This is a genomic window from Rhodococcus sp. DN22, from assembly GCF_036669995.1.
GTDB lineage: Bacteria > Actinomycetota > Actinomycetes > Mycobacteriales > Mycobacteriaceae > Rhodococcus_F > Rhodococcus_F erythropolis.
On record NZ_CP133326.1, the window covers coordinates 4,323,883 to 4,345,929 of the forward strand.

General features: G+C 60.0%; 12 protein-coding genes and 1 riboswitch. Of the genes, 1 reads left to right on the top strand and 11 read right to left on the bottom strand.

Going from position 1 to position 22,047, the window contains the following annotated elements; genetic code table 11:
• Positions 1 to 2 precede the first annotated feature (2 nt).
• From RA302_RS19645 to RA302_RS19685, 9 genes are all read right to left on the bottom strand, one after another.
• A complete protein-coding gene (locus RA302_RS19645) occupies positions 3 to 1,172 on the bottom strand; it encodes a hypothetical protein (protein WP_081558131.1) in 1,170 nt (389 codons plus the stop codon).
• The gene (locus RA302_RS19650) at positions 1,169 to 2,170 is read right to left on the bottom strand and encodes a hypothetical protein (protein WP_156888932.1); all 1,002 of its coding nucleotides are present in this window, start codon (positions 2,168 to 2,170) and stop codon (positions 1,169 to 1,171) included. Before RA302_RS19650 ends, RA302_RS19645 begins: the two co-directional genes overlap by 4 nt.
• Positions 2,170 to 5,148: a hypothetical protein gene (locus tag RA302_RS19655; protein WP_162114795.1), complete on the bottom strand. Its 2,979-nt coding sequence runs from the start codon at positions 5,146 to 5,148 to the stop codon at positions 2,170 to 2,172. Before RA302_RS19655 ends, RA302_RS19650 begins: the two co-directional genes overlap by 1 nt.
• Positions 5,145 to 7,127, bottom strand: a complete 1,983-nt coding sequence (locus RA302_RS19660) for a hypothetical protein (protein ID WP_333837289.1) — start codon at positions 7,125 to 7,127, stop codon at positions 5,145 to 5,147. Before RA302_RS19660 ends, RA302_RS19655 begins: the two co-directional genes overlap by 4 nt.
• 11 nt (positions 7,128 to 7,138) lie before the next feature.
• Positions 7,139 to 9,874, bottom strand: a complete 2,736-nt coding sequence (locus RA302_RS19665) for a hypothetical protein (protein WP_081558134.1) — start codon at positions 9,872 to 9,874, stop codon at positions 7,139 to 7,141.
• 1 nt (position 9,875) lies between these two features.
• Positions 9,876 to 13,448 (bottom strand): tubulin-like doman-containing protein, encoded by a 3,573-nt coding sequence (locus RA302_RS19670; protein ID WP_162114793.1) that lies wholly within the window; start codon positions 13,446 to 13,448, stop codon positions 9,876 to 9,878.
• A gap of 34 nt (positions 13,449 to 13,482) precedes the next feature.
• A complete protein-coding gene (locus RA302_RS19675; protein ID WP_338477636.1) occupies positions 13,483 to 16,221 on the bottom strand; it encodes a vWA domain-containing protein in 2,739 nt (912 codons plus the stop codon).
• Positions 16,218 to 16,772 (bottom strand): hypothetical protein, encoded by a 555-nt coding sequence (locus RA302_RS19680; RefSeq protein ID WP_156888934.1) that lies wholly within the window; start codon positions 16,770 to 16,772, stop codon positions 16,218 to 16,220. The genes RA302_RS19675 and RA302_RS19680 overlap by 4 nt, the downstream gene beginning before the upstream one ends.
• Positions 16,773 to 17,132: 360 nt before the next feature.
• Entirely contained in the window at positions 17,133 to 17,366 is a 234-nt protein-coding gene (locus RA302_RS19685) for a hypothetical protein (protein WP_007729258.1), read from the bottom strand.
• 280 nt (positions 17,367 to 17,646) lie between these two features.
• On the opposite strand from RA302_RS19685, the gene RA302_RS19690 reads away from it, so the two are divergent.
• Positions 17,647 to 19,140, top strand: a complete 1,494-nt coding sequence (locus RA302_RS19690) for a stealth family protein (RefSeq protein WP_020970156.1) — start codon at positions 17,647 to 17,649, stop codon at positions 19,138 to 19,140.
• Positions 19,141 to 19,191: 51 nt separating this feature from the next.
• Here RA302_RS19690 and RA302_RS19695 read toward each other — a convergent pair whose 3' ends face one another.
• Together RA302_RS19695 and RA302_RS19700 are read right to left on the bottom strand one after the other, a co-directional pair.
• Positions 19,192 to 20,559: an NtaA/DmoA family FMN-dependent monooxygenase gene (locus RA302_RS19695; RefSeq protein ID WP_261254504.1), complete on the bottom strand. Its 1,368-nt coding sequence runs from the start codon at positions 20,557 to 20,559 to the stop codon at positions 19,192 to 19,194.
• A 20-nt stretch (positions 20,560 to 20,579) separates the two neighbouring features.
• Positions 20,580 to 21,926: an LLM class flavin-dependent oxidoreductase gene (locus RA302_RS19700; RefSeq protein WP_338477642.1), complete on the bottom strand. Its 1,347-nt coding sequence runs from the start codon at positions 21,924 to 21,926 to the stop codon at positions 20,580 to 20,582.
• A riboswitch (SAM riboswitch) is annotated at positions 21,909 to 22,022 on the bottom strand. Its footprint overlaps the gene before it by 18 nt.
• Between the last annotated feature and the right edge of the window lie 25 nt (positions 22,023 to 22,047).

A 22,047-nucleotide genomic window follows, 5' to 3' on the forward strand; every position in this document is an offset into this window, starting at 1 on the left:
GGTCACTGCCAGTGCCACACGCCGCGGGTTGCGAGCACCCAGCGAACCGGATCGAGACATCTGAAAGGCGTAATTCCGCTGGCATGCAAACGGTCACCGACCGGAGACTCCCCCAATGCAGAGACCGCGAAATATCGATTGGCCAATGGACGACCTGTGTGAGGTTGGTCCACCGACATCACCATTGGCGTTGCGTCGAGCTTCTTGAGCAGACTGCGAACCTCCTGGTTGAGAAGCTGGCCGTCACCGTCGTGGTAGGGGGCCGGACGGAGACTGAAATCACGTGAGAACGCGGCACCCGGATTCGACATGATTCGACTCCACTCGCTGCCTTCTACGTACTGAAGGGCTTGCAGTGCATCAAATTTCGACAAGATAATAGCCAAATTGGGAGTGCCCAGCCCAACAATCCCGAGGACAGTGCGAAGTACCGTCCTGGGATCTCCGCCGACACGCTCTTGTGAAGGCAAGAGATCGTGGAGTTGGTTGGTGACCGCCTCCACCTTGAGTGGATCGAACATGAAAAGTACGCCGTCGGCATGTGTGAAGAACTGGAGCCATGGGGCCCGCGCATTCTCAGGGTTCTCGAGATCCTCTCCCGCAACGTCACGGATTACCAGGATCTGGGACACGTTGTTCCAATGCCCGAGGCTGAAGATCAACGGGTCACGCTGGTAGGGATTTCCGGTGTGGGCGGCTGGGGTGGCTTCCAGGATTCCACGAGCCTCATACAGCGGCGCTTCGTAATGATCTCGATACGTGGCTTCCGTTGTGCTGTCGAATGGTTCGACTACGGCGTTGAAAGATTCTCCCAGCAACTGCAATTGCTTGATCAGTACTGCAATGTAGACCGTCTTGCCCGTCGCTCGCGCACCGGCCATCGCGATACACGTGACTTGTGCATTTCGCCACCCGTCGACGAGGACATAGTGACATGTTGGACATACTTCGCGGGCGGGTCCACCGAGTTCGAGTTCGGCATATTGCGGCGGGGGCGCCCAGCCCGCGTGGGCGTCGGCCGGTCGACGCAGTTTGACGATCTTGCGTGAAAGAACTTGACCACCATGAAAAGCCCCGGCAATCGGGTCCGCCTCGGTAGCTGTACCAGACACCAGCGTCCAGGCAAAGTGATCAGGCGTCAGGCTGACGAAGCAGCGTGGGCATTTACTCACGAGAAACCACCCGGATTCGAACCAGTCATGACTGGTGACAGTAATTGTGTTACAACCCGGGATAATTCACTCGGGTCCGAGGCGAGTGTCGATACGACCCGCGGAGAGATTACAACCATAGAAGCGCCAGTAGGAACAACCTCCGGAACTGCTTCCGTAAGGAGCACCAGGACACGGGTGATCAGCGGATCAGCCTCGGCGATACCGAGATCCGCAGGCACACCGTCGGTAATCGTGTAGACCATGCGCCTCACCGTTGCTGCCTGCGCAGAAAGTACGGATCGGAATCCAACTCCCAGGGGTACGGAATCCAAAACCTCCTGTACGACCGAACGAAGCTCACGCAGGTCACATTCGGGAACTGTATTCAACCGCACGCCCAGAATCGAAACCATCGGCGCGGTGTCACCCAGCACGGTGGACACACCTGCCAGAAGATCGACGATCGCCGCCGCACTGAAATCATCGAATCTCGGTAGCATCGACATAGAACTGTCAATATCAATGCTCACCGCGTATCCATCGGCATCACGAAGTCGATCGGTGCGCAGTACGCCACGGGCACTCGATCGCGCGACTGCCGCCAACTCACCCAAGGCCACATCGATTTCCGTTCGCCTCGAGGCGATTTCAAGCGAGGATACTCCCACCGAGATAATTGCCAGATCGGCACGATGCAGACCCGAAACATCCATTGGACGAAGTTCCGCACGATCGGGATCCGGGTCGTTCTGACTGTCGACGCTTATCGCCACACGCAGAATCGTTCCCTGAGGAAACGCGATGAGTCCATTTCCTGGTCGAGCGGACACGGTTGTCACGTCGGCAATACGGGGAAGAATCATCAGCCCCGCCCGCGGATGCACGGCACCCGCCGATCCGCCGGATTGCGCCGTCGCCGAAAGCTCTATACTAACTGCTCCTGCGTCGGCAGTGACAGCCAACGGCCGGCGTGGGAGATCTACTCTCCCAGCCCCATCAAGCACATATGCAGGCATCAGGTTTTGTCCTTTCCGAGACGACCCAGTGGGCCTTGCGAATGTTCCCATTCAGATGTGGGCATAACCAAGTGCTCGAACCATTGCCAGACAAAAGGTCGGTACTTTGCGATTGCGGCTTGCGAATCCACATTCGGCCTGCGGCGCACTTCTTCACGAAACATATCTGCGATCGGGGACAACACTTCATCGCCGAACCCCCGTAGATCCGAGAGCGATTCCCGCGCCAAGGATTCCAACAACCCGGCCCCGTTCTCGCTACCCAACCCCAGACTGGTCAATAGGTCGGGACGACGGCGTGCCTGCCCTGGGGCGCCGTCCGTCAGAAACATCACGGTCACCAGGAGCCACTCACGATCGATAATTCCTGACCTGATCAGCTCGGCGATGTTCGATCTCGCGTAGTCGCTCGGCCCCAGAATCGAGTGTCTCAAGCCGCTGATCTGTGCGTCACCCACAAATGGAACATGTGGCGCAGCACATCGATCGCGCGCCCAGCGTGAAGCGAAAAGCAACACCACCAACCGATCCAGAACGTCTCTCGACAATTCAGCGATCTCCGCGGCGTTCATCCGGCAGAAGCTGATCAGCGCCGGGCGCATGAGGTCCACCACCCGCTCCAACTCCGCGAATCCCGAGGATGCCCATCGATCAACCAGTCGTACGTGCGCCCAGGACAGCGCCGTCGCGTCGCCGTGGACATCACGCAGACCAATCGTCAACGCCAATCGTCCGACCTCCGCTTCTCGCACCAAATTCGCACAGACGAAACCGATTTCAGGCGGTTGCCGCGATGAGATAATCGTCGACTGTAGGTATCGTGGAGGAACAACATCGGGGAATCGTTGAGCAAGAGTCAACAAATCTTCGTGCAGCAGGTACTCCGGCAAGAACAAACTCGTCGCATCACCTACAAAGTACGACTGGGCCGCTTCAGCGTCATTCTTCGTTCGGCTCTCCCACAGCACCCGCCACAGCGCTAGAGGCACAAACGGAGACCACTCGCCTAGGTGACAGCGAGGTGAATCCGCGACCGTACGAAGTACCAGGTCCGCCACCAACGCGACTGTCGGCTCCTCAACCGCCGTCGCGTTACCGCGAATCCCACCGTCAATTTGCACATCTTCGGTAGGCAGCATCCATACGATCGCTGCACGAGGTACCCGAAAGCCCAGTGGCCGAACAGTAAATGACCCATTCACTCGCTCGTCGACAACGCACCCACGGATCAGCTGTCGTAGCGGAACGCTGATCGCACCAACTGAAGCGGTGAATGTCTGCACTGTCGACTCATCGAGAAGCAAAGGAACGACCGCACGGACAATCAGTGCCCGGACGGGAGCTTCGATCCCTTCGTCGAACAACCCCGCGTTCATGATCAAGTCAGCGAAACGAACGATTTCGATCTCCACCGACTGCGAATTAGCCGACCGCGCAGGCATTGCCTTGATACTCAGCTGATCGAGGAAACCATGGGCGACCGATTGCACCGTTCGTAGCAGCTCGGGAGTCGGCCGAGCGTCCAGCCTTCCAAAGATGTTCCGGAAATCGAAGCCTCTCGTCGACCATCCCGGGGTTTCGCGAACGATTCCGAGAAATCGAAACCATCGCGCTTCGGATTGCTCCGGCGTGAGATTCGGCATCGCGAGGATGCCAAGATACCCCTCCGAAACGCGTTGTTCCTGTTGAATCGCGCCGGATGGCACGACTGACGGAGCATCTCCGCCGCTACCGTCGAATGGGTCCTGCCGAGATCCGTGATATGCGGTTCCGGTTTGCGCAATCGACAGAGCCACCGGTTGCTCGGATCCGATACGGCGAACTGGTGCCTGAACGCGATCGATCACACGGCGTGCCTCGCTCTGAGCGTCACTGAAGATGTCGTTGCGCATGACGAGCTCGGCCAATGGCCACGCGGTTTCAGCGATGGAAACAGGGCCGGCTTCAGCGATGTCATCCAACTGCGTCAACGCCTCGACTGCGGTATCCGGGTCCAGAAATACCGTCTGCGCTAAGACCGACCATTCCGTCACCTCGACTTCTGCATCACGTTCGGTGCGGTGAGATTCGTGGTTGGCTCCGTCCGAGCTATCCAACTCGCCCAACGAGGGTGTCTCGAGCTCGCTCAGTACGACAACACTTCCCGGGAGCTCGAGCTCCGCAAGATCTTCAATCGGCACACACACCAGATGCGCGTTCAATGCTTCGAGGTCTTCCCGACTTGGGTGACGTTCGTAGGTCGAGAAGTAGAATCGCGCAGCAGCTGACGACGCCATCAAGGCACTCACCGCGCCAACCCACAACGCGCCACGATCCGGATCCTCGACGCCGAGAATGACAGTGCCCCGCTTGACGATCGCTTCGTGAACGGCATCGAGCAACACAGAGAGCACGCCGATCCGCCACACACCCGGATCAAGCACGAAGTTCACGATCCTCGACAGCTCGAGGACCTCCCCCTCCGGAAAAGGCTCTGTCTCGACGAGTTCGGATCGAGCCACGAGCTCTGCTCCGAACGGTGTCAACCACCCCGACGAGCGCCACAGCGAAATCGGCCTGCGAAGCGCTGAAAGCAGTGGGGCTCGATCGACGAGCACGTGCACAAAGACGTTGCCTGGTCGACCCGATGCGTCGGAACCCGCCTGCACAGAATGCCAATATGCGACGCTGTCGCCGATCAGTGGGCCGTAGTGCAAACGCCGTGGCCGACCTTCGATTTCTTCTTGCGTCGGAAACGTCGGTAGCGCAACCACAGTCTCGAACCGGGTGTTGATACCGACGCGCACCGCATCTTGCTCGAACTCGTCGAGCCCGCCTGCAACAGCCTTGACCTGCCAGCCGCCGAGTACCTGACCCCGTCCAGCCGTCGGTCGATCGAACGACGTATATGTCAACTGACCGAAACGAGGGACTGCTCGCTGATCGCCCGCCAGGGCTCCGGTCGTGAAGTCGGTTTCCGAGAAGCCGCCAGTGGTCATCCTGTTTGCCCGCCCGCTATTTCGCGTCCGTCAACCCAGAGCTTCTCGACAGCTGGGTCGATCAGTGCAAAAGTGCTTCGATGCGTCGGCAGTAGATCGGCAAAGAGACGGACGTAACCGTAGAGTCCTCGAACGTCGGCACTCCACGTCACTCCCCGGTCCGCTCGATTGAGCTGTACCGGCTGGAACTGCTTCGCACGCCCACCTCCGTCCGTACCCGCTGCCCACACATCGACCGCGGTTCCGTCCATCGAACTCAGCGGCAGTCGATTTGCGTTGTAGACCAGGATGAATGGTGGCGAACCATGCGTGTCGCGCTCCGGAGCCAATGCAATGTCGAGCACCAAACCTGCGCTGCGCGCGATGATGTCGTATTGCACGCGAAGGAGTCCTGGATAGTCGACTACGCTCGGGGCACCCAACACCTTGTTACCCGCCGTGTACGAGACGGGCACTACGTGCACCGAGCAACCGTTGGCGGGCAATTGAGATGGGAAATGCAAACCCCCGTCCCGCTCGTATCTGCTCCTTGAGATTTCATGGCCGGCCGGCTGTGCCAGCGCACTTGCCGAATCCATGCCGCGACTGCTGACGTGAACCTCGATGGCTGCTGCACCCTCCGGCCAGGCAAAGGTCAGCAGTTGCTCGGCACAGCGTTCTACGAGACGCAAATGCCGGACGGCGCCCAACGGTCTTGTGGCAGTTACTGTCTTACCAACCTGGACCGCGTTGTCGAGCGTCGTGACTGGTGTGAAGTAAGCGCGCGTCCATCCACGCGGCCACGACACCTCGGCCATCACGCAGTTTCCGGTTTGTGCACCCTTGATCGGATGAATCAGGCGAGCATCACTCGGCAACCCGCCGGACGCCTCCAACGCCCCCTCCGCCAAAACCGATTCCTCGACACCCGGCTTCGGGCCTGTTTCGGTTCGGTAGATGACAACCTTGCCAACTGGAGGGCTGCTCCATTGCAGATCGAAGCGTGGTTCGTCGGCGTCGCCGTAGGTATCGACCGAAAGATCGAGTACCGGTGACAGAATCACCGAGACCTGCACAACCTCCTCGACTGGCGGAGACAGCTCGGTACCGCTCCCAACCGGGACTTCACAGATCGCCCGATATAGATAGCGCTGACCACGCTCGGCGGTAGAGTCCACGAACCCGCCGAGATTGTCGTCGTCGGGGTGAAGTCGAACCTGACCGGCAGACCCGAGGGCGCCCGAAAGAGAAGTCCTCATCACGCGAACGACTGTCACGCCCGGCCAAGTGTCCCAGCGACCAATGATGGTGCCTTCGTCCTCTGAGATCGCCAAATCCACTACTGGACTGATGATCTGAGCGGTGCCCAACAACGTCGGCTGCTCGGAGGCGGCATCGGCGACAGTTCGCCCGACGTGACACCAGACCTGAACAAAGCGCACCGCAGAACTCGGTGGCCGCAAATCAGTCAGCGAAGTTTCCGTGGTCGACCCGAGTAATTCCCCAACTTCTGGCTTGTATGCGGCGTGCTCTTCGCTGGAGACGACGCGATAGACGACTACTTGATCTCCGGCGACCTGAAACGGTTCCCACGCGATGCGGTACCCACCCCGGGACCTCTTCGCCTGTAACTTGGCATCGCTTGTCCCGTCGGTCGAGTAGTCGAATTCGCAAAAATCGTCGGACGTCAGATCCAACGTGTTGCCGATGATCGGCGACGCCGGCGCCGAAACTGCCTCCGCAGGTTGCGAAACCTGCGCCGGGTTCGCTGAGTCGCGGTCCGAACCGCTCTCTTGAACCCCCGCGATTACGTTCGCGATGTGGCCGGCCATTGGTTTGGCCGTGCGTGGGAGCATCGATTCGATCTCCGAGGTGGTTCGCCTGTTGGAGCGCGCAATCTGAGTGAGATGCGCATCCTTGATCACCCCGATTTGAAGTTGATCTTCGGCAATTGCACCCGTCCTCCACTGGAGGAGCGCTTCAAGCACCTGACCGCTCATCGCTCGACTCCTCAGAAGTTCATGCCGTCAATTGACGGCGCCCGGAAGGGATCGGAAACAGGTGATTCAATGGACGAACGTCCGAATCCGCCGAGTGCTTCAGAATCAGGAGACACGGGAATCTCGTACGAATAGTCATCGTCTACGGTTGTGGACGGCTCACCGAATTCGAGTTCCTCGCGCGACAGACCCTCACTGAACTGAGTGGTGACCGCGATCAATCCCAGTCCGAGGCGCACCTGATTCGCTCGCCCACCACATACCGCCGCGCGTCCACTTGTCGAGGCGAGATCCGTGAGCATCGTCCGATCGAAGTATCCGCCTTCCGCGAATTCACCCGAAACTCCAACACCGGCCATGAAACCGTCGATCGACTGCATCGTCGACTGCCCCTCGTCATGCACCTCGACCGACGCCACCAGGTCGCGAATCAAAGACGCCTTGGGTCCGGCGAGTTCTTCTAATGCTCGTTCCCAGACAACATCCGCACCGTCCAGCACAACGTCACCGGCCGCCAACTTGTCAGACCACACGTCAAGAGCTGAACCAGAACCGGTGCCCTGCTTGGTATAAAGCAGTTCCGGATTCTGTCGAACATCCAGACCCAGCGCCCCCACATGATCGCCGGCGGAGCGAGTCAATCCGTCCCACGGTGACGTCATCCACCCAACTGTGAATAGTTCACTTCGTAGTCGTTCGGCGACCTCGGCAATTCGACCCGGCGCCGGTCGCGCTGATCCGATCCCAGCAGAACGTGGCAGCCCCCAGTCGATTTGACGCGTCGACCCCGACCTTGCCGGCGCCCGTCCGAGAGGCTCGGACAAGAAGGAGCCGAGTGCTGCACTCCAGGACACGTGCTGGCGATAGGCAGCGGAGAGTCGATCCAAGTCGCGCAGTGCGGTGCGAAGGTTCACCTGATCCGCTTCCAATTCACCCGCAGCTCTTCGTTGTCTGTTGATCATCTGGAACAGTTCTTGCTGGCTTCGGTTGAACAGAATGAACAAGCTGGAAAACCAAACGAGCACAGTCACCAACACGATCAGCGTTAGATGCCACCAAAGCAACGCTTCACGGTAGGTCGCGTACCCTGCAGTGCCGAGAATGAGCACGGTGACGAAGGTGATGACCTGTGCCCATCGAGCGAGACTGCGCTGACGCATCCTTATGCCCTCGGACTGGTCCTCGAATCCGGTGTGCGCCCGCAACCTCGAAAGTAAGCCACTGACTTCTGTACGTGCCGCGTGTATTCCGCCTGCCAGAATCTGGCCGAAAGCGAATCCGTACGAACGTCGAATGGTCTGCCCCCAAGCATCGACTGCGCTGGCTGTTCGACGAGCTTCCAAGCCCAGAACTTGATCTTGCTCGAGTTCACGCAACTGCGAACGGAATTCGGAGATAGCCAGCACGTCGTGAGCGTCCAAGCTCGAGACGCCGGTACTAGCCGCGATGATTCCTGGTACCTCGGTGAATCGTTGAGCCCTGCCCGGAACAATATCGCTGGCAGTGCGAATGACGGCGCGATTTGCACCGACTTGAATGGGTGTCAACCCCTGTGACCGCTCACCCGCATCCGCCAAAGTCAAGGCGCCAGCGCAATAGTCGTTCCACAGCCTCGAGAGGTCTGTGGCTGCGGAGTGGTGACGACTCTCGGTTCCTGGATCCAATGCCGTCATCATCTGATGGGACGCTTCACTGAAATCGTTCCACTTCACCGAACGCCCATCGGGTCCCACACCGTTGACGACAATCGTGTACGCAGATGAATCGGAACCGAATACCGCTGAGTTGACCGTTGACGCGACAGCTCCCGAAATGCCCTTCGACACTCGGTTGTAGAAAGCCATCGGAGCGTTGCGCAGAGCTGAACCCATGAAACTGAAGAACATGACCAACGCTCGCCACAGCCCGATCGCCTGCGACCCCACGTCTGTTGGTTTCGGCACACGAACCCCGACGAGCATGCCGCGATGCTTTGTCCACAGGTTCTGGGCCATCGTCCCGGTAGCCAAGGGAACGTCCTCGACATAGACCACGCTGCCGCCCGCATCCAAAGGCAGCGGCAGTGGCCCACCTATATCGAGTACTCGCTCCCGCAGATCGTGCTCGGCACCCGACGTCTCCAACCTCCGATAGAACGAACGCACCAGGCGAATCGCATCGCCCGGAACGATATGGATGTCGTCAAACGGGGCATGATGAACGTGAGCCCACAAACCGGCGATTCCGGCGACAACCGGAGCCGCGCTTCGTCCGATCTCGATCGGGTCCGTAGTCGGGAAAAGGGATACGTGACCCATGCCTGGACCATTCGAATCCTCGGGAGCAATCAACAGATTGTGCCAACCCGCGAGGGCCGGAGCCGCCGAGTCCGGCACCCGTAAACCACCGCGAGTAAGTATCATCCTCATTCGAACCAGCTGCGCGCTACCCGAGTTGGACACCAGCATATCCGCCACCGCACGTTCGGAATCGACTCGAACCGTCCGAGCACCCTCGATGAAGGGCACCAGGACACAGAGCCTGACCCGCGCAACCCTCGTCGACGCCAATACGTCCTGTAATGCGACCTTGGCTGTCTCACCGCCTTCGACCGACAGGGCACGCACACCCGGGACACCGGAGAGTCCTTCATCTTCGTCGATCCACAAGAAGGGGTCGAGCAGCCCCGCTGCCGACAGGTCCGTGAGGACGTCACGTACGCCGTCGGACGGCCCGTTCGACGCGAGAAAAACCGTCAACACACTCATGTCAGAACTGTCCTAAGTCGGGAATCACGATGTCGTTGTCTCCGTAACCGGCCGAAGGCATTGCGGGAATGCCGGTTTGAACCGGCCGGAGCGCTGCCTCTTCGCATTCCTTGACCATCGACGACAACTCGGCCGTGGCCCAGAAGACGTCTGGTGCGAGGTCTCGAAAAATCGGGGTCTTGGCAGCTTGACCCCTAGATGTAATCAGGGAAAAGGTGCCACCCCCGGCCGCTCCGCCTTCTCCTGGAGCCATGTAGTGATGGCCGGCAAATGCGTTCAGGCGATCGAGCCACTCGATAGTCTTCGCGCTGCGTTCCTCAATCGTGGAAGCGTGGCCGGACTCAGGTACCGCTGATGGCCACCCTGTTTGTGTGTCGCCTGTGCGCAGCCAGTCCGTCATCGCGGCCTTTGCTGAGATTTCGTTGATCCCGCGCGCCGGATCCTCCAGCGTCGCATCATAAATCGATCTCAGCGCCCGATACGGATACAGCGAGGACATCACCGGCTGCTGATGCGACTGAGCCATCGCCAGCAGCACCGACTCGAGGACGGCCGGCAACCAGTCGTTGTTAGCGCCGAAACGAGATGGAGGTGTAAGCAACGGATTGGGGAAGTCCAGCCATGCACTGTCGGACGCTGACCACACGCGGACAGGTTCAATAAAAGGCGGCGCTGGAATTCGGATCCGACCGAGCACCAAGCCGAGGAACCAGCCTGCCGTCATCGCACGGCGCTCGTTCTCGTGCATCGGCAACGAGGCTGCCAATGGCCTGGACCGGCGCATAGACCAGAACGCCTCCTGCTGCGAGGGCGTCGAGTCAGCCCATTGTTTCGCGGCCGGCTTGAGTACCGAGTCGTAAGCAAGCGGTGAGTAGTTCGGGTACGAACCAAAAATGTCGAGCCTTTTGAGCCCGCCCTCGTCAGTCAGAACACGACCGAAGCCGTCCGCGGTCTCACGGTCGATCTTCGGATTATGACTGATCACCTGCTCCAGCAAGTCCGAGACGGGCAAGTTGAGAAACGGCACAGCGGAGAACTTGTATCGGTAGGCGATCTGCTGACCCGGATGGAGCGCTTCCATTGCCTGCTGGTTGACGCTGGCCAAAGGACGAGCCAGTGAAAGCGCTTCACCGAACTTCGAAATCAGAAGCGAAGTTCGTTGCGACAGTTCGTATTCTGGCACGCCGGCCGCCACGATGTAGTCCCGCAATGTGACTTTGCAGAACCGGTCGAAAGATTCGCCTGTCCGTGAAACATATGACCTGGCACGTCCTAGCAACTCACCGCTACGCAAGTGAATGTCGTAGCGAGCAGCCGAGGGAATGAGCGCTTCGTTGGTTGACGGATTGACTGGAAACGCTTTGGATCGCCAGGTCGCGGTCCGTTCGATCAACGGCACGACCTGGCCCGGCGCTCGCGAGCCGTCAGTCGTGGGCCAGAGTCCCGTGACGACGCGCCTCGCTGCGATCTGGACGGCAGATTCGAATGGAGGTGGCACGGCTGAGTCGTCCGCAACCGCCATCGGAAGGTCACTTCGGTACTGCGACAAGAACTCCGATGACGGCGTCAGCATGACCTCGTTGTTGGCCTCGGCAAATCGCTGCGGAACACGTTCCGCGGCATCGGACGGCCACGCTGCGTACTGATCTGTCTCCAATCGTGCCAGCCCGACATCGATAGCCGGCGACTTACTCGCGATTCGCAACACGGTCTGAGACTCGTTGAGCGCAGTCAACAGCGGCGTCATGATCTCGGGGACCAGCGCTGCCGCAACGTCGCGGACCTTGCCTGAGAGGGTCGAATATATCTGCCGATTGACATTCTGTTGATATTCGACGACCACAGAATCGATGACTGCTCGGCTCATCGGGATCGTACCGTTGAGGCTTGCGAGGGTTCCCGTTACGCCGGGCGTCGGAGCTGCGATGTCTGCAGGTGACAACTTCGACAGATCTTCGGCGGCTGGACGGATAACGTCGCGCAGATAGACCGCAATACGATTGACAATGGCTGTGGCGTATGGCAATCCGAGAGTGGCCACGGCTTCGGCGACCGTAGACTCAATGTTGTGGACGATACGATCTTGCCACCCGAAAGCGTACAGAAGTGCGGCGTTGTCAGACGCTGTCCGCAAGGCCGTAGAACGCCCACGAACAGCATGGTGGACATCGGGAACCCACTGCTTGGCGTTCATGCCGTCCCCGGACGGAATGAACGGGCGAAGTTGCGTTTCGACGATCTGGCGAGACATCCGACCAACCTCATCCCAAGGCAACACAGTCCCGGTAATCCATCCACCGACATTCGCAGGTGAAGCACCACCTCCTGCATTCCGATCGGACAGTCCGACACGTGCCAGGATCGACGGCCACTGACTGTCGAGGATGGAGTTGACCTGCTCTTCATCGGACGCCGGGTTACCCCGCTGAAGGTGACCGTCCAGCAGTCGATCGACACTACTGCGAGCGAGCCGCTGGGCGGCGTACTCGGCGTACCGGTCGCGGCCCATACTCAAACTCGAGAACCCGAAAGTGCCCCACGGCAGGCTGTCCCATGCCCCGGCGCCCCATCCGATGTGCTCGCGCAACCCCGCCAACCCACCACCGTTGGTCAAGTCGTACTGGATAAACTGCCGAGTAGCGGCACCACTCATCATCAGACCCGAGAGACCTCGCCCCAGACCGCGATAGATCGCGTTCTGCGAACCGTCACCGAACGGTGCGCCTTCGGTTCCGACTCGGCGGCCGACTGGGAAAACCCGAGCGAAGGGCACTTCGGCTCCGTCACCGTTCTGCTGGCCCAAAGCTTTCAGGATCGCAACGTCGTGCTCACGCGCGGAACCCATTTGGCTCGCGACGATTTCCCCGAGCATTGCGAGGGCGTTGGCGCTCACCCCGGTAGTGGCGCTTTTGCCCAACCCGTCGAAAATGTCGGGGGCAACCATGAACACACCCATCATCCGAGGATCCAGACGGGGTACGAGGGTGAGAAGTCGGCAGACGTCCAAAGCCATCGACGCTCCCGCACCGCCGGCCATTGAAGAGACCACAAGTACGATCGGGGACTCGCCCGGGTCGAACGAACCACCACCAGGGACATCGAGCGCGCGCATTTCGGTCTCGGTCGCCACCGTGAACAGTGTGTCCCAAGCTCGCTGCAACACTTCGCTGATCCCGGTTGTCTTACTCAACGTGATCATGCGGCCGAGAGCCCGGAACTGACCTGCGCCAGAACCGATCGGCACAGGCACATTCCGCGGATCGCGGGGCGCCCACGTGGCGATCGAGCTCAACTGTTGACGCGCGACCAGCTGGTTCGAGAGTGCGTTGTCCAGGACCGCATATGAATCTCCTTGCGGCCCGCTTCCGAAATATGTGCCGCCCTGATCGCGCACGTTGTTGAGACCGTCGGGCCCAGTCTCTGGAGCAGTCGGCACATCGAGGCTCACGAATTGCCAGCCGGCAGGGATCTTTTCGATACCAGCGGCGGCGAGATCAGAGCGCAGCTGATCCATCATGTAGGACAGCGTGACTGCTCCCGAACCACCGCAACCTACTACCAGGAAACGCCTCATACCGATCCTCTCGAAATGATGATGCTGAACGTCATTACCTGACACGCCCATCCGGTGGCGCGAAAGGGTCGAACCCGCTCGGTGGCGCGAAAGGATCGGGAGCATCCGTGATCCTCGTGGCCGTATCGCCGCCTGTTCCACCGCCTTGTGCTCCGGAAGGCCCACCGAATGGGTCGCCCCGTCGGGAATATTGCTGCTCGGATGCAGCACCCGGCGATTCTCCGTCGGAGCCCGATCCTTCACCGAACTGAGTCCGCAAGTGTGTGACCGCCGCTGGAACACTCCGCCTGGCGTCCTCGATCAAGGCGTCCACACGAGCCGAATCGGAATCAGTGCCTACAAGCAAGAGGAGCACCGCCGCCTCAGCGGGACCTGAAGGATCGTGGAAGACAACCCAAGTGTTGTGAACCGCCAAGGGAAGTCGTCCGTCTCCTTGTCGATCGGTGGCGGGCAGAACGCTCGACGCGCCACGCATTCCCGGCACGGACGCACTCACGTACCCGGCACCTATTGGCGACCATCCAATCCGCGTCCGCAACTGAACCCCGTCGGCGTCCAGAACCCGTGCGGACTTGTGCATTCCACGCACCGATTCCACCAAATCGCGTTCATCCAACTCGAAAGGACGCCCCGCGCGAAGGATGGCCCCTTCGCGGACTTCGATCGGAATCTGACGGGCCTTGAGTCCCACTGCCGGAATCTTTGCGGTCATCCACTTCGCCCCGTACAAAAACACCAACGGGATACCCGGCCCGAGCAGCAACGCTAAAACAAGAGTCACCCAGAAGCGTGCGGAATCGACAGGCTTCTGTACGTCCGCGCTGAATTGAACCGGAACCGTGATCTCGCGGTCGCTCTCGCCCTCAGGTGAAACCATCAGCGAAAGTGTTCCACTGACAGTGCCGTTAACCGCGTTCTCGATCGACAGGGAGACCGGCAGTCCCGCGTCGGATTCGGCGCAATCCGATCGCACATCACCGTTCGCACCAACCACAGTGAATGTTCCGATACCGTCTGGCACGCCGGTGAGCGCCACAGGGGTACCTGGATCGAAACGAACGCAGCCTGGCCCTGTCACACTGATCGTGCGATCGAAGCTCCCGGCACCCTCCAGCGTGCCGAAATCGATACGCGCTGGCACCGACGGATATCCTATAGGTGGAGCGATCTGAAGCGGAATGTCGACTGACTGAGGCGTCAGCTCAGTGCCGGGCTCGACACCGCCGTCAGCCCGCGTCGCGTCTGCCGTAGTCACATTCAATGTGAGCCGCAAGATCGAACTACCGGCAGGCACCTCTGAAAGGTCCAGCTCTACCGAGTCTCCAATTCGATCTTTGAGGAGCGGCTCAGCGACTTCATGCGTCTGACCTGCTGAATCAATAATCGCGACAGACAAGAGCGCTTTGCCGAGGAGAGTCGCGGGGTCAATCGGCTTGCGATCGGCCCCCACGACACCAAGTTCGACAGCACTCGTCTTCTCCCCTGAATGAACTGCCGTCGTTTTTTGCCCGAGCCAAGCGGGATACAGGTTTCCGGAGATGTGGATGTTCGACTTCGAACGAGCTTGCAACGCTTCTCCGGTCGGATCCACGAATGCCAGAGCCCACACTCCCTGCCACTGAACCGAATCGGCGTCAGACATCGCAAAGGAGATCGAGTTAGGAGATTCCCATCGGTATTCGACCTCGACCCCGCCGAGACGACCACGGCCGTCCTCCCCAATGGCCGTCAGAGGCAGCGGCAACTTCTCACTATTCGGCGCTACCAGGGTCGGAACCAGTCCAACCGCGTCAGTGAAACCTAGAACGTTAACCGCGCTGATCGATCGGTCGAGAACAAACCTGTGCTTGCCTTCCTCGCAAACTTCACGCGAACAGACACCGCTTTCCTGTGAAAGCGGTGCTTGGCCCGGTGTACTCAAGGTGTCGAAGGCAAAAAGAAGATCGTCGATGTTCTCCGCGAGAAAGAACTCTCCAGGCGATGGAGCCTGAACCCTGCCGCACGTTGCGCTATCCGGAGCCAAACCTGCGGTGATCGATCGCATGAGGTCGAAATCCTGGGCTACGGAAGTTCCCGCGGCAAGGCCGATTCCGAATACCTTGACACCAACACTACGAAGCTGGTCGGCTATACCAGCGGGGCGACAAATCGACTCAGTCGCCGCCGCGATCACTTGGTTCACTCCGATACCCGAATTCAGAGACGCCCCCGGTGCATACGGCTTGCTCTCGTCGCGCTCCGAAAAATCGAGCTTTCCGTCAGAGAACCACGCCACGGCTTGGCAACGGTTGGAACCATCCGAGGTACGCGGGCGGTCGGCGAGCGTTCCTCGCGCGCCCTCCAAGGCGTTCCAGTAGTCCGTGTCGATGCCCTGGTTTCGATTCCGAAACGAATCCACGGACTTTTGCAATTCAGGGAGCGAACCGGCGTTCAGTGGCGTCCATGACGATTGGAGGTTGTACTCACTGGAAAATCCTGCGATTGCGACATTGAGATCGACTGCTGCGGTGGAACCGAATGCGGTCAGCCGATCCAGGAGAAAGTTAGCGGCGCTTACTCGCGCAGCTTCGGGATCGGAAGCCTGCAAACTCGACGATTCGTCGATCAGGAGGAGCAGGTCGCCGGTTTGCTGGGATGCAAGGCAGGAACCGAAGTCCCCCACCGCCGAATCTGAACCGTCGGACGGCAGCGCCGATGCAGCACCAGTCCCGGTCACGAAATTGAGGGCGAGTAACCCGAAAACCAACAGCGCACCGGTGCGCACTTTACTCACAGCCGTCCAATCCAATCTGCGATATTCCATGCACTGATCAAAACGCCGGCACAGGAAATGACGAGTACAGCGCGGACCACCCATGGGATCCACACCGGTTGTGAGTAGAACGCACTCGCTCGTGCACGGGTATCACGCACTGTGAATGCTGCGAGAACGCCTATCGCGACAATGCCGCTGAGAGTCCAGGCAACGACGGCCAAAGTCCCCGATGCGAAGGAGCAGAGCGCAATGACAACGCCGACCACCGCCACAAAGCCCGCAGCGCTCAACCAAACGACCGGCGGGGTCACGGCACGAACGGTTGCCGGTCCGACGTCAGAACCGAAAGGTCCCGGACCACTACTCGAATATTGTGGACTCAAGCCTGACTGCGCAAACTCCGAGGGCGCCAACTCCGAGGGCGCGAAGCCTCGGTGATTGCCCGGATCTTGATCGAACGCCCCCGAAAATCTGGTGAAATCGGCCGAATCAGGCTCTCGCCGAGTCCCCGAATCTGTTTCCGGGCGCGAATAGTCACTGAAGTCGAACGGGTCGGGTGAACTCGCCAACGAAGCACTCCTTGCAATGAATGATTGAAACGGGTCTTCCAAAACTGGAGGGCTTTCGAAACAACAGGTCGTCCAGACCGCCTACGGCACTCGGTCTCCCACATAGTCTCACTACGTGCGTCAGAAAGTGATCACCGCTGGACGACCGATGGCAGTTGCACGAGGACATATCACCACATGTGTCGGACATATTTCGCGCCGACCCGCAAAAGAGAGGAAGTTCGCGTCGACAATCATCGCAACAAGTAGTACTAAAGTATGATTCTCGATCGATTCAGTAACAGTAGAGGATAAGCACAACACTCATCCGCCGATTCCTTTCACCTATTTTCATGCGATTCTCGCCCCGACGAGTTGGTGTCAGTCTTCTTCGCCGGTGATCGCCTCACACCAGTCTTCGACCTGATCGATCCCCTCTTCCGTCCATTCCGGGCTCATGTCTTCGAGTGCATCGAAGACAACCTCGCAGGTCAGCATCTCCGGTGAACCCTCCGACCCCGCTGCCTCGGTTCGCTCCGCAGACGCTGTCGCAACTGGGCCGGCGGCCAGCGCAACCGCCATCGCGCCTGTTCCGACCATCGCTTTCACACGCATCGGTTCTCCTCCTTCACTCTCGCTTCGGTCCTCGGGGTACCCGACTCGCCCCGCGCTACCCATCCCCGTCACTCATGTCCGACTTTCGGCGCCGACGGCATAGACTGAGCTCGTCGCCACCACGCTCTCGCAGCGTCGGGGGCGACAGATACACAGCTGGATCAGAATCGGAAGGCATCCCATTACAGAATCTCCCGCTCCGCACGACATCTACTTCGTACCTCCGGAGCAGGACAGCCCCAATCCTGTGGAGCCGGCGTCGGCCGCGTCACGCGCACGGATGGGCGAGCTACCCGAGACCGTCCGATTCAAGAATCGTTTTGCCCTCGCGATCACGACCACCACGCCGCTCGAAGCGATGGTCGAAGATCTCCTCTTCATCCGCGACATCCTCGACGCCGCAGGAATCGAGTATCTACTCGTCCGCGGAAACGACGAGCGCCCGGTCATCGCGGTCAGCTGGACGGAACGCAAGAACCTGCGGCAGGCACTTGTCGAGGGATGCGCAAACGCACCCTTCTATTCCAAAACCGTCGACGCGAAGAAGAGTCCAGCGCTCCTTGTCGCGGACGGTGCCCTGTCGAAAACCAACAAGTCACGGATCTTCCGCTTGTTCCGTCCGAGGGTTCACGTCGCAAGCGGTATGAACTACGGCGCGAACATCGGCGTTCAGATCGAATTGTGGTCGATTTCCGACGAAGAAATCGTCCTACCCGTCGAGAACTCACTGACACGACGAACCGTCCTCCCCGAAGAAGCTGTCCGAGGAACCGTCGAGCGATTCGGCCGGATCTGGCCGACCATCGAGAACATGTTCGCCGATCATGCCTCCGATATCAGCTTCGATATCGATCTTGTCTTTTCCTGGGTCGACGGTTCTTCCAAAGAGTTTCAGGCTCAACGCGCCAAGCGCATGCAGAACTACATCGTCGGCGAGGGCGACGAATCAGAAGCGCGCTTCCGTCAGATCGACGAGCTCAAATACGCACTTAGATCTATCCACATGTACGCGCCGTGGATCCGGCGGATCTTCGTCGCAACCGATTCCGATCGTCCGGACTGGCTTGCCGACGATCCGCGAGTCACGTTCATGCCCAGCGAAAAGTTCTTCGCCGATCCAAGTGTGTTGCCCACCCACAATTCTCAAGCTGTCGAGTGCCAGCTGCACCATATTCCGGGTCTGGCAGAGCATTTCCTCTACTCCAATGACGACATGTTCTTCGGTCGCCCCGTCGGCCCTGACATGTTCTTCTCCCCCGGTGGGATCAGCATGTTCATCGAGGCCGACACCAGAATCGGATTGGGACACAACGACAACGACCGCAGCGGGTTCGAGAATGCGGCCCGCGTCAACCGCCGTCTGCTGCAGGACCGCTTCGGTCTGATGACCACCAGACATCTGGAGCACGCAGCGACGCCACTACGCAAGAGCGTGATGGCCGAGATGGAACGCGAGTTCGCCGAAGACTTCGCGGCCACTGCAGCAAGCACCTTCCGCGCGAGTTCCAATATCTCGGTGACCAATTCGCTGTACCACTACTACACGCTCATGAGTGGACGGTCGGTGGTGCAGAAGTCCGCCGCCGTCAAATACGTCGACACGACGGTCAAGGCCGGTTTGCGCGACATGGACTCACTGCTCGCCAAGCGCTCCATGGACTTCTTCTGCCTCAACGACGGCAGCGCTCCGGAGATCGATCTGGAACTTCGGACACGCAAGATCACGGAGTTCCTGGAGAGCTACTACCCCATCCCGGCGCCCTGGGAAGCCTAGACGAAACAAGGGCCCAGCCGATTTCGGCTGGGCCCTTGCTACTTCGGTCGATCAGCGTGCTGTCACATGCTCCCGTTGCACCGGAATGGGCAGACCGAGATTGTCACGCAACGTCGTTCCTTCGTAGTCACTGCGGAGAACACCTCGATCCTGCAGCAGCGGCACCACGTCGTCGACGAACTCGTCGAGGCCGGTCGGCACGAGGTGCGACCCGAGGATGAATCCGTCCGAACCGTCGTTGCTGACAAACGAATCTATTTTCTCGGCAACCTGCTGCGGTGTACCCACGATCGGTCCACGCTCGAACTGATCGATCACCACTTCGCGCAGATTCAACTTCTTGCTCTCGGCGACCGCGCGCAATTTTGCCACGGTCGCGAAACGATCCTGGTGAATGAAGGCGCGCCCCTGGATGATCGGCGGAGCCTCGGGGTCTGGTGCGATATCGGGTAGGGGCCCTTCGGGGTCGTACTTCGACAGATCGAGATTCCAGATCTGTTCGAGCAGAACCAAAGCGGTCTGGCCGGTGACCTGCTGGTCGCGAATCTCTCGGTACTTCTCGATCGCATCTGCCTCCGAGGTGCCGAGAACAAAACTCGCCGACGGCAGGATCTTGATGTCACCCGGGTCACGTCCGGCCGCAACGGCACGTGCTTTGATATCGCGATAGAAATCGGCCGCCTCGGGCAACTGACCGTACGGTGAGAAGATCGCGTCGGCATTGCCGGCAGCAAAATCGCGCCCCTGCGGCGACACCCCGGCCTGCAGAATAACCGGGCGCCCTTGCGGGCTACGCGGCACTGTGAATCGGCCGTTCACGTCGAAATGCGATCCATGAAAAGCGAATTCACCGGCATCCGGTCGCGCGAGAAAGCGCCCTGATGCCTTGTCGGCCACGATGTCGTCGCTTCGCCACGAATCCCACAGTTCACGCACCAGCGCTACGGTCTCCTCCGCACGCTCGTATCGTTGCGCGCGGTCGAGGTATCCGCCGCGGCGAAAGTTCTGGCCGGTGAATGCGTCGAACGAGGTGACGACGTTCCAGGCGGCACGTCCTCCGGACAACTGATCGAGCGTCGCGAATTGGCGGGCCAGTTCGTACGGCTCGTTGAACGTGGCATTGATAGTGCCGGCCAATCCGAGGTGTTCGGTTACCGCCGCCAACGATGCAAGGACCGTGAAGGTGTCCGGCCTACCGATGATGTCCTGATCGAAAATCTGTCCTGCACGCTCACGAAGGGCAAGGCCTTCGGCGAGGAAGAAGAAGTCGAACTTCCCATGCTCGGCGGTTCGAGCGGTGTGTTCAAAGGAATCGAACTCGATCTGGCTGCCCGCCTGCGGATCCCACCATGCAGTGTGATGGTTGACGCCGCCGAGGTAGGCACCCAGGATGACCTGCTTACGCTTCTGAGAACTCATGAAAATGTATTCCTCGTCTGTCAGGCGGCCGGAGTACCGGCGGCGTAGCGGTTGGGAACGTCGATGGGTAGGCCAAGCAGTCCGCGAAGATTCGTCTGCGGATACTCGGTGCGGAATACGCTGCGTCGCTGCAATTCAGGTACCAGCTCACCTGCGATCGCGTCGAGGTCGTCCACGACGACGCCCGGCCGCAACCGGAAGCCGTCGATTCCCAACTGCTGCCACCGGAGCAGAAGATCTGCCAACTCAGCCGCGGTGCCGGTGAAGGTCAGCGCGTCCGAACGGTATTCGGCGCCGGCCTGCGCGTCGAGGCGAGCGAGCCGTTCCTTTCCGGTTTCTTCCGGCGTATCGAAGAAGACGACGATGTCGGTGAAGACCCGAAGAGGTTCGCCGGTGCGCTGCACGTGTTCTTCGGCTGCTCGCACTTCACCCAGGATTGCCGTGACCTGCTCCTCGTCGAACGGCGTCACGAACACCAGATCGGCCGTCCGCGCCGCCAGTTCGTACGCGACCCGCTGATGTGCCAACGCGGTAACGACGGGATGCCCCTGCGGCGGGCGCGGGGTCACCGACGGTCCACGGACCGAGAGGTACTTTCCCTCGAAGTCGATGTAGTGCAACTTGTCCCGGTCGATGAATCGACGCAGTTCGACATCACGGATCTCGGCGTCGTCCTCCCAACTGTCCCAGAGTCGCCGGATTACGTCAGCCGCCTCCGCAGCTTCGTCGAACAGGTCGCGCACGAAGTCCGGGAGGACGCCTGAAACGATCGACTGACGGTCGGCATCGGTGAGCGCTGGGATGTCGCGACGCCCGAACTGTGCTGCCTCGGATTCCGACGCCGAAACCTTCACCTGCCATCCGGCGCGACCGCGTGAGGTGTAATCCAGCGTGGCAACGGCTTTGGACACGTGAAACGGCTCGGTGTGAATGGTGGTGATCGTCGGGATCAAGCCGATGTTGCTCGTGATCGGTGCCAGTCGGGCGGCCACGAGATGCGCGTCGAGCCGAGCGCGCACCCGATCAACCGCGTCGTCGACGGGCTCGAGTGGGTTGGCCGGCACCGAGAGACTGTCCTCGATGGTGACGAAATCGAGCAGACCACGCTCGGCGGTCGTCACCACGTCAGTCCAATACGACGCGCTGAACAGCTCACTCGGGCGCGAGTGTGGCTCTCGCCAGGCTGCATGGTGCCAACCGGCACCGTCCAGCGCTACGGCGAGATGCAACGGAGCAAGATGAGAGGAGGGGGTGGAGGTCATCGGCGCATACTCCTGTTCGAGAACTACTCGGGAGCGCACAGTGCCGACCGCAGAAACCGTCAGCACCCGACTGACGGTTCTCGTGGCGACTGCCGCTTGCGACACGCACCACGCGTATCGCCAGGTGTGATTCCGGGGCACCCCATCGGCATGAAGGGTTGCCGTCCAGCTAGCCGGTCCTTGTTGCTGGAGCTCTGCACCTACCTCGACGGTAGTGAGTACGCGA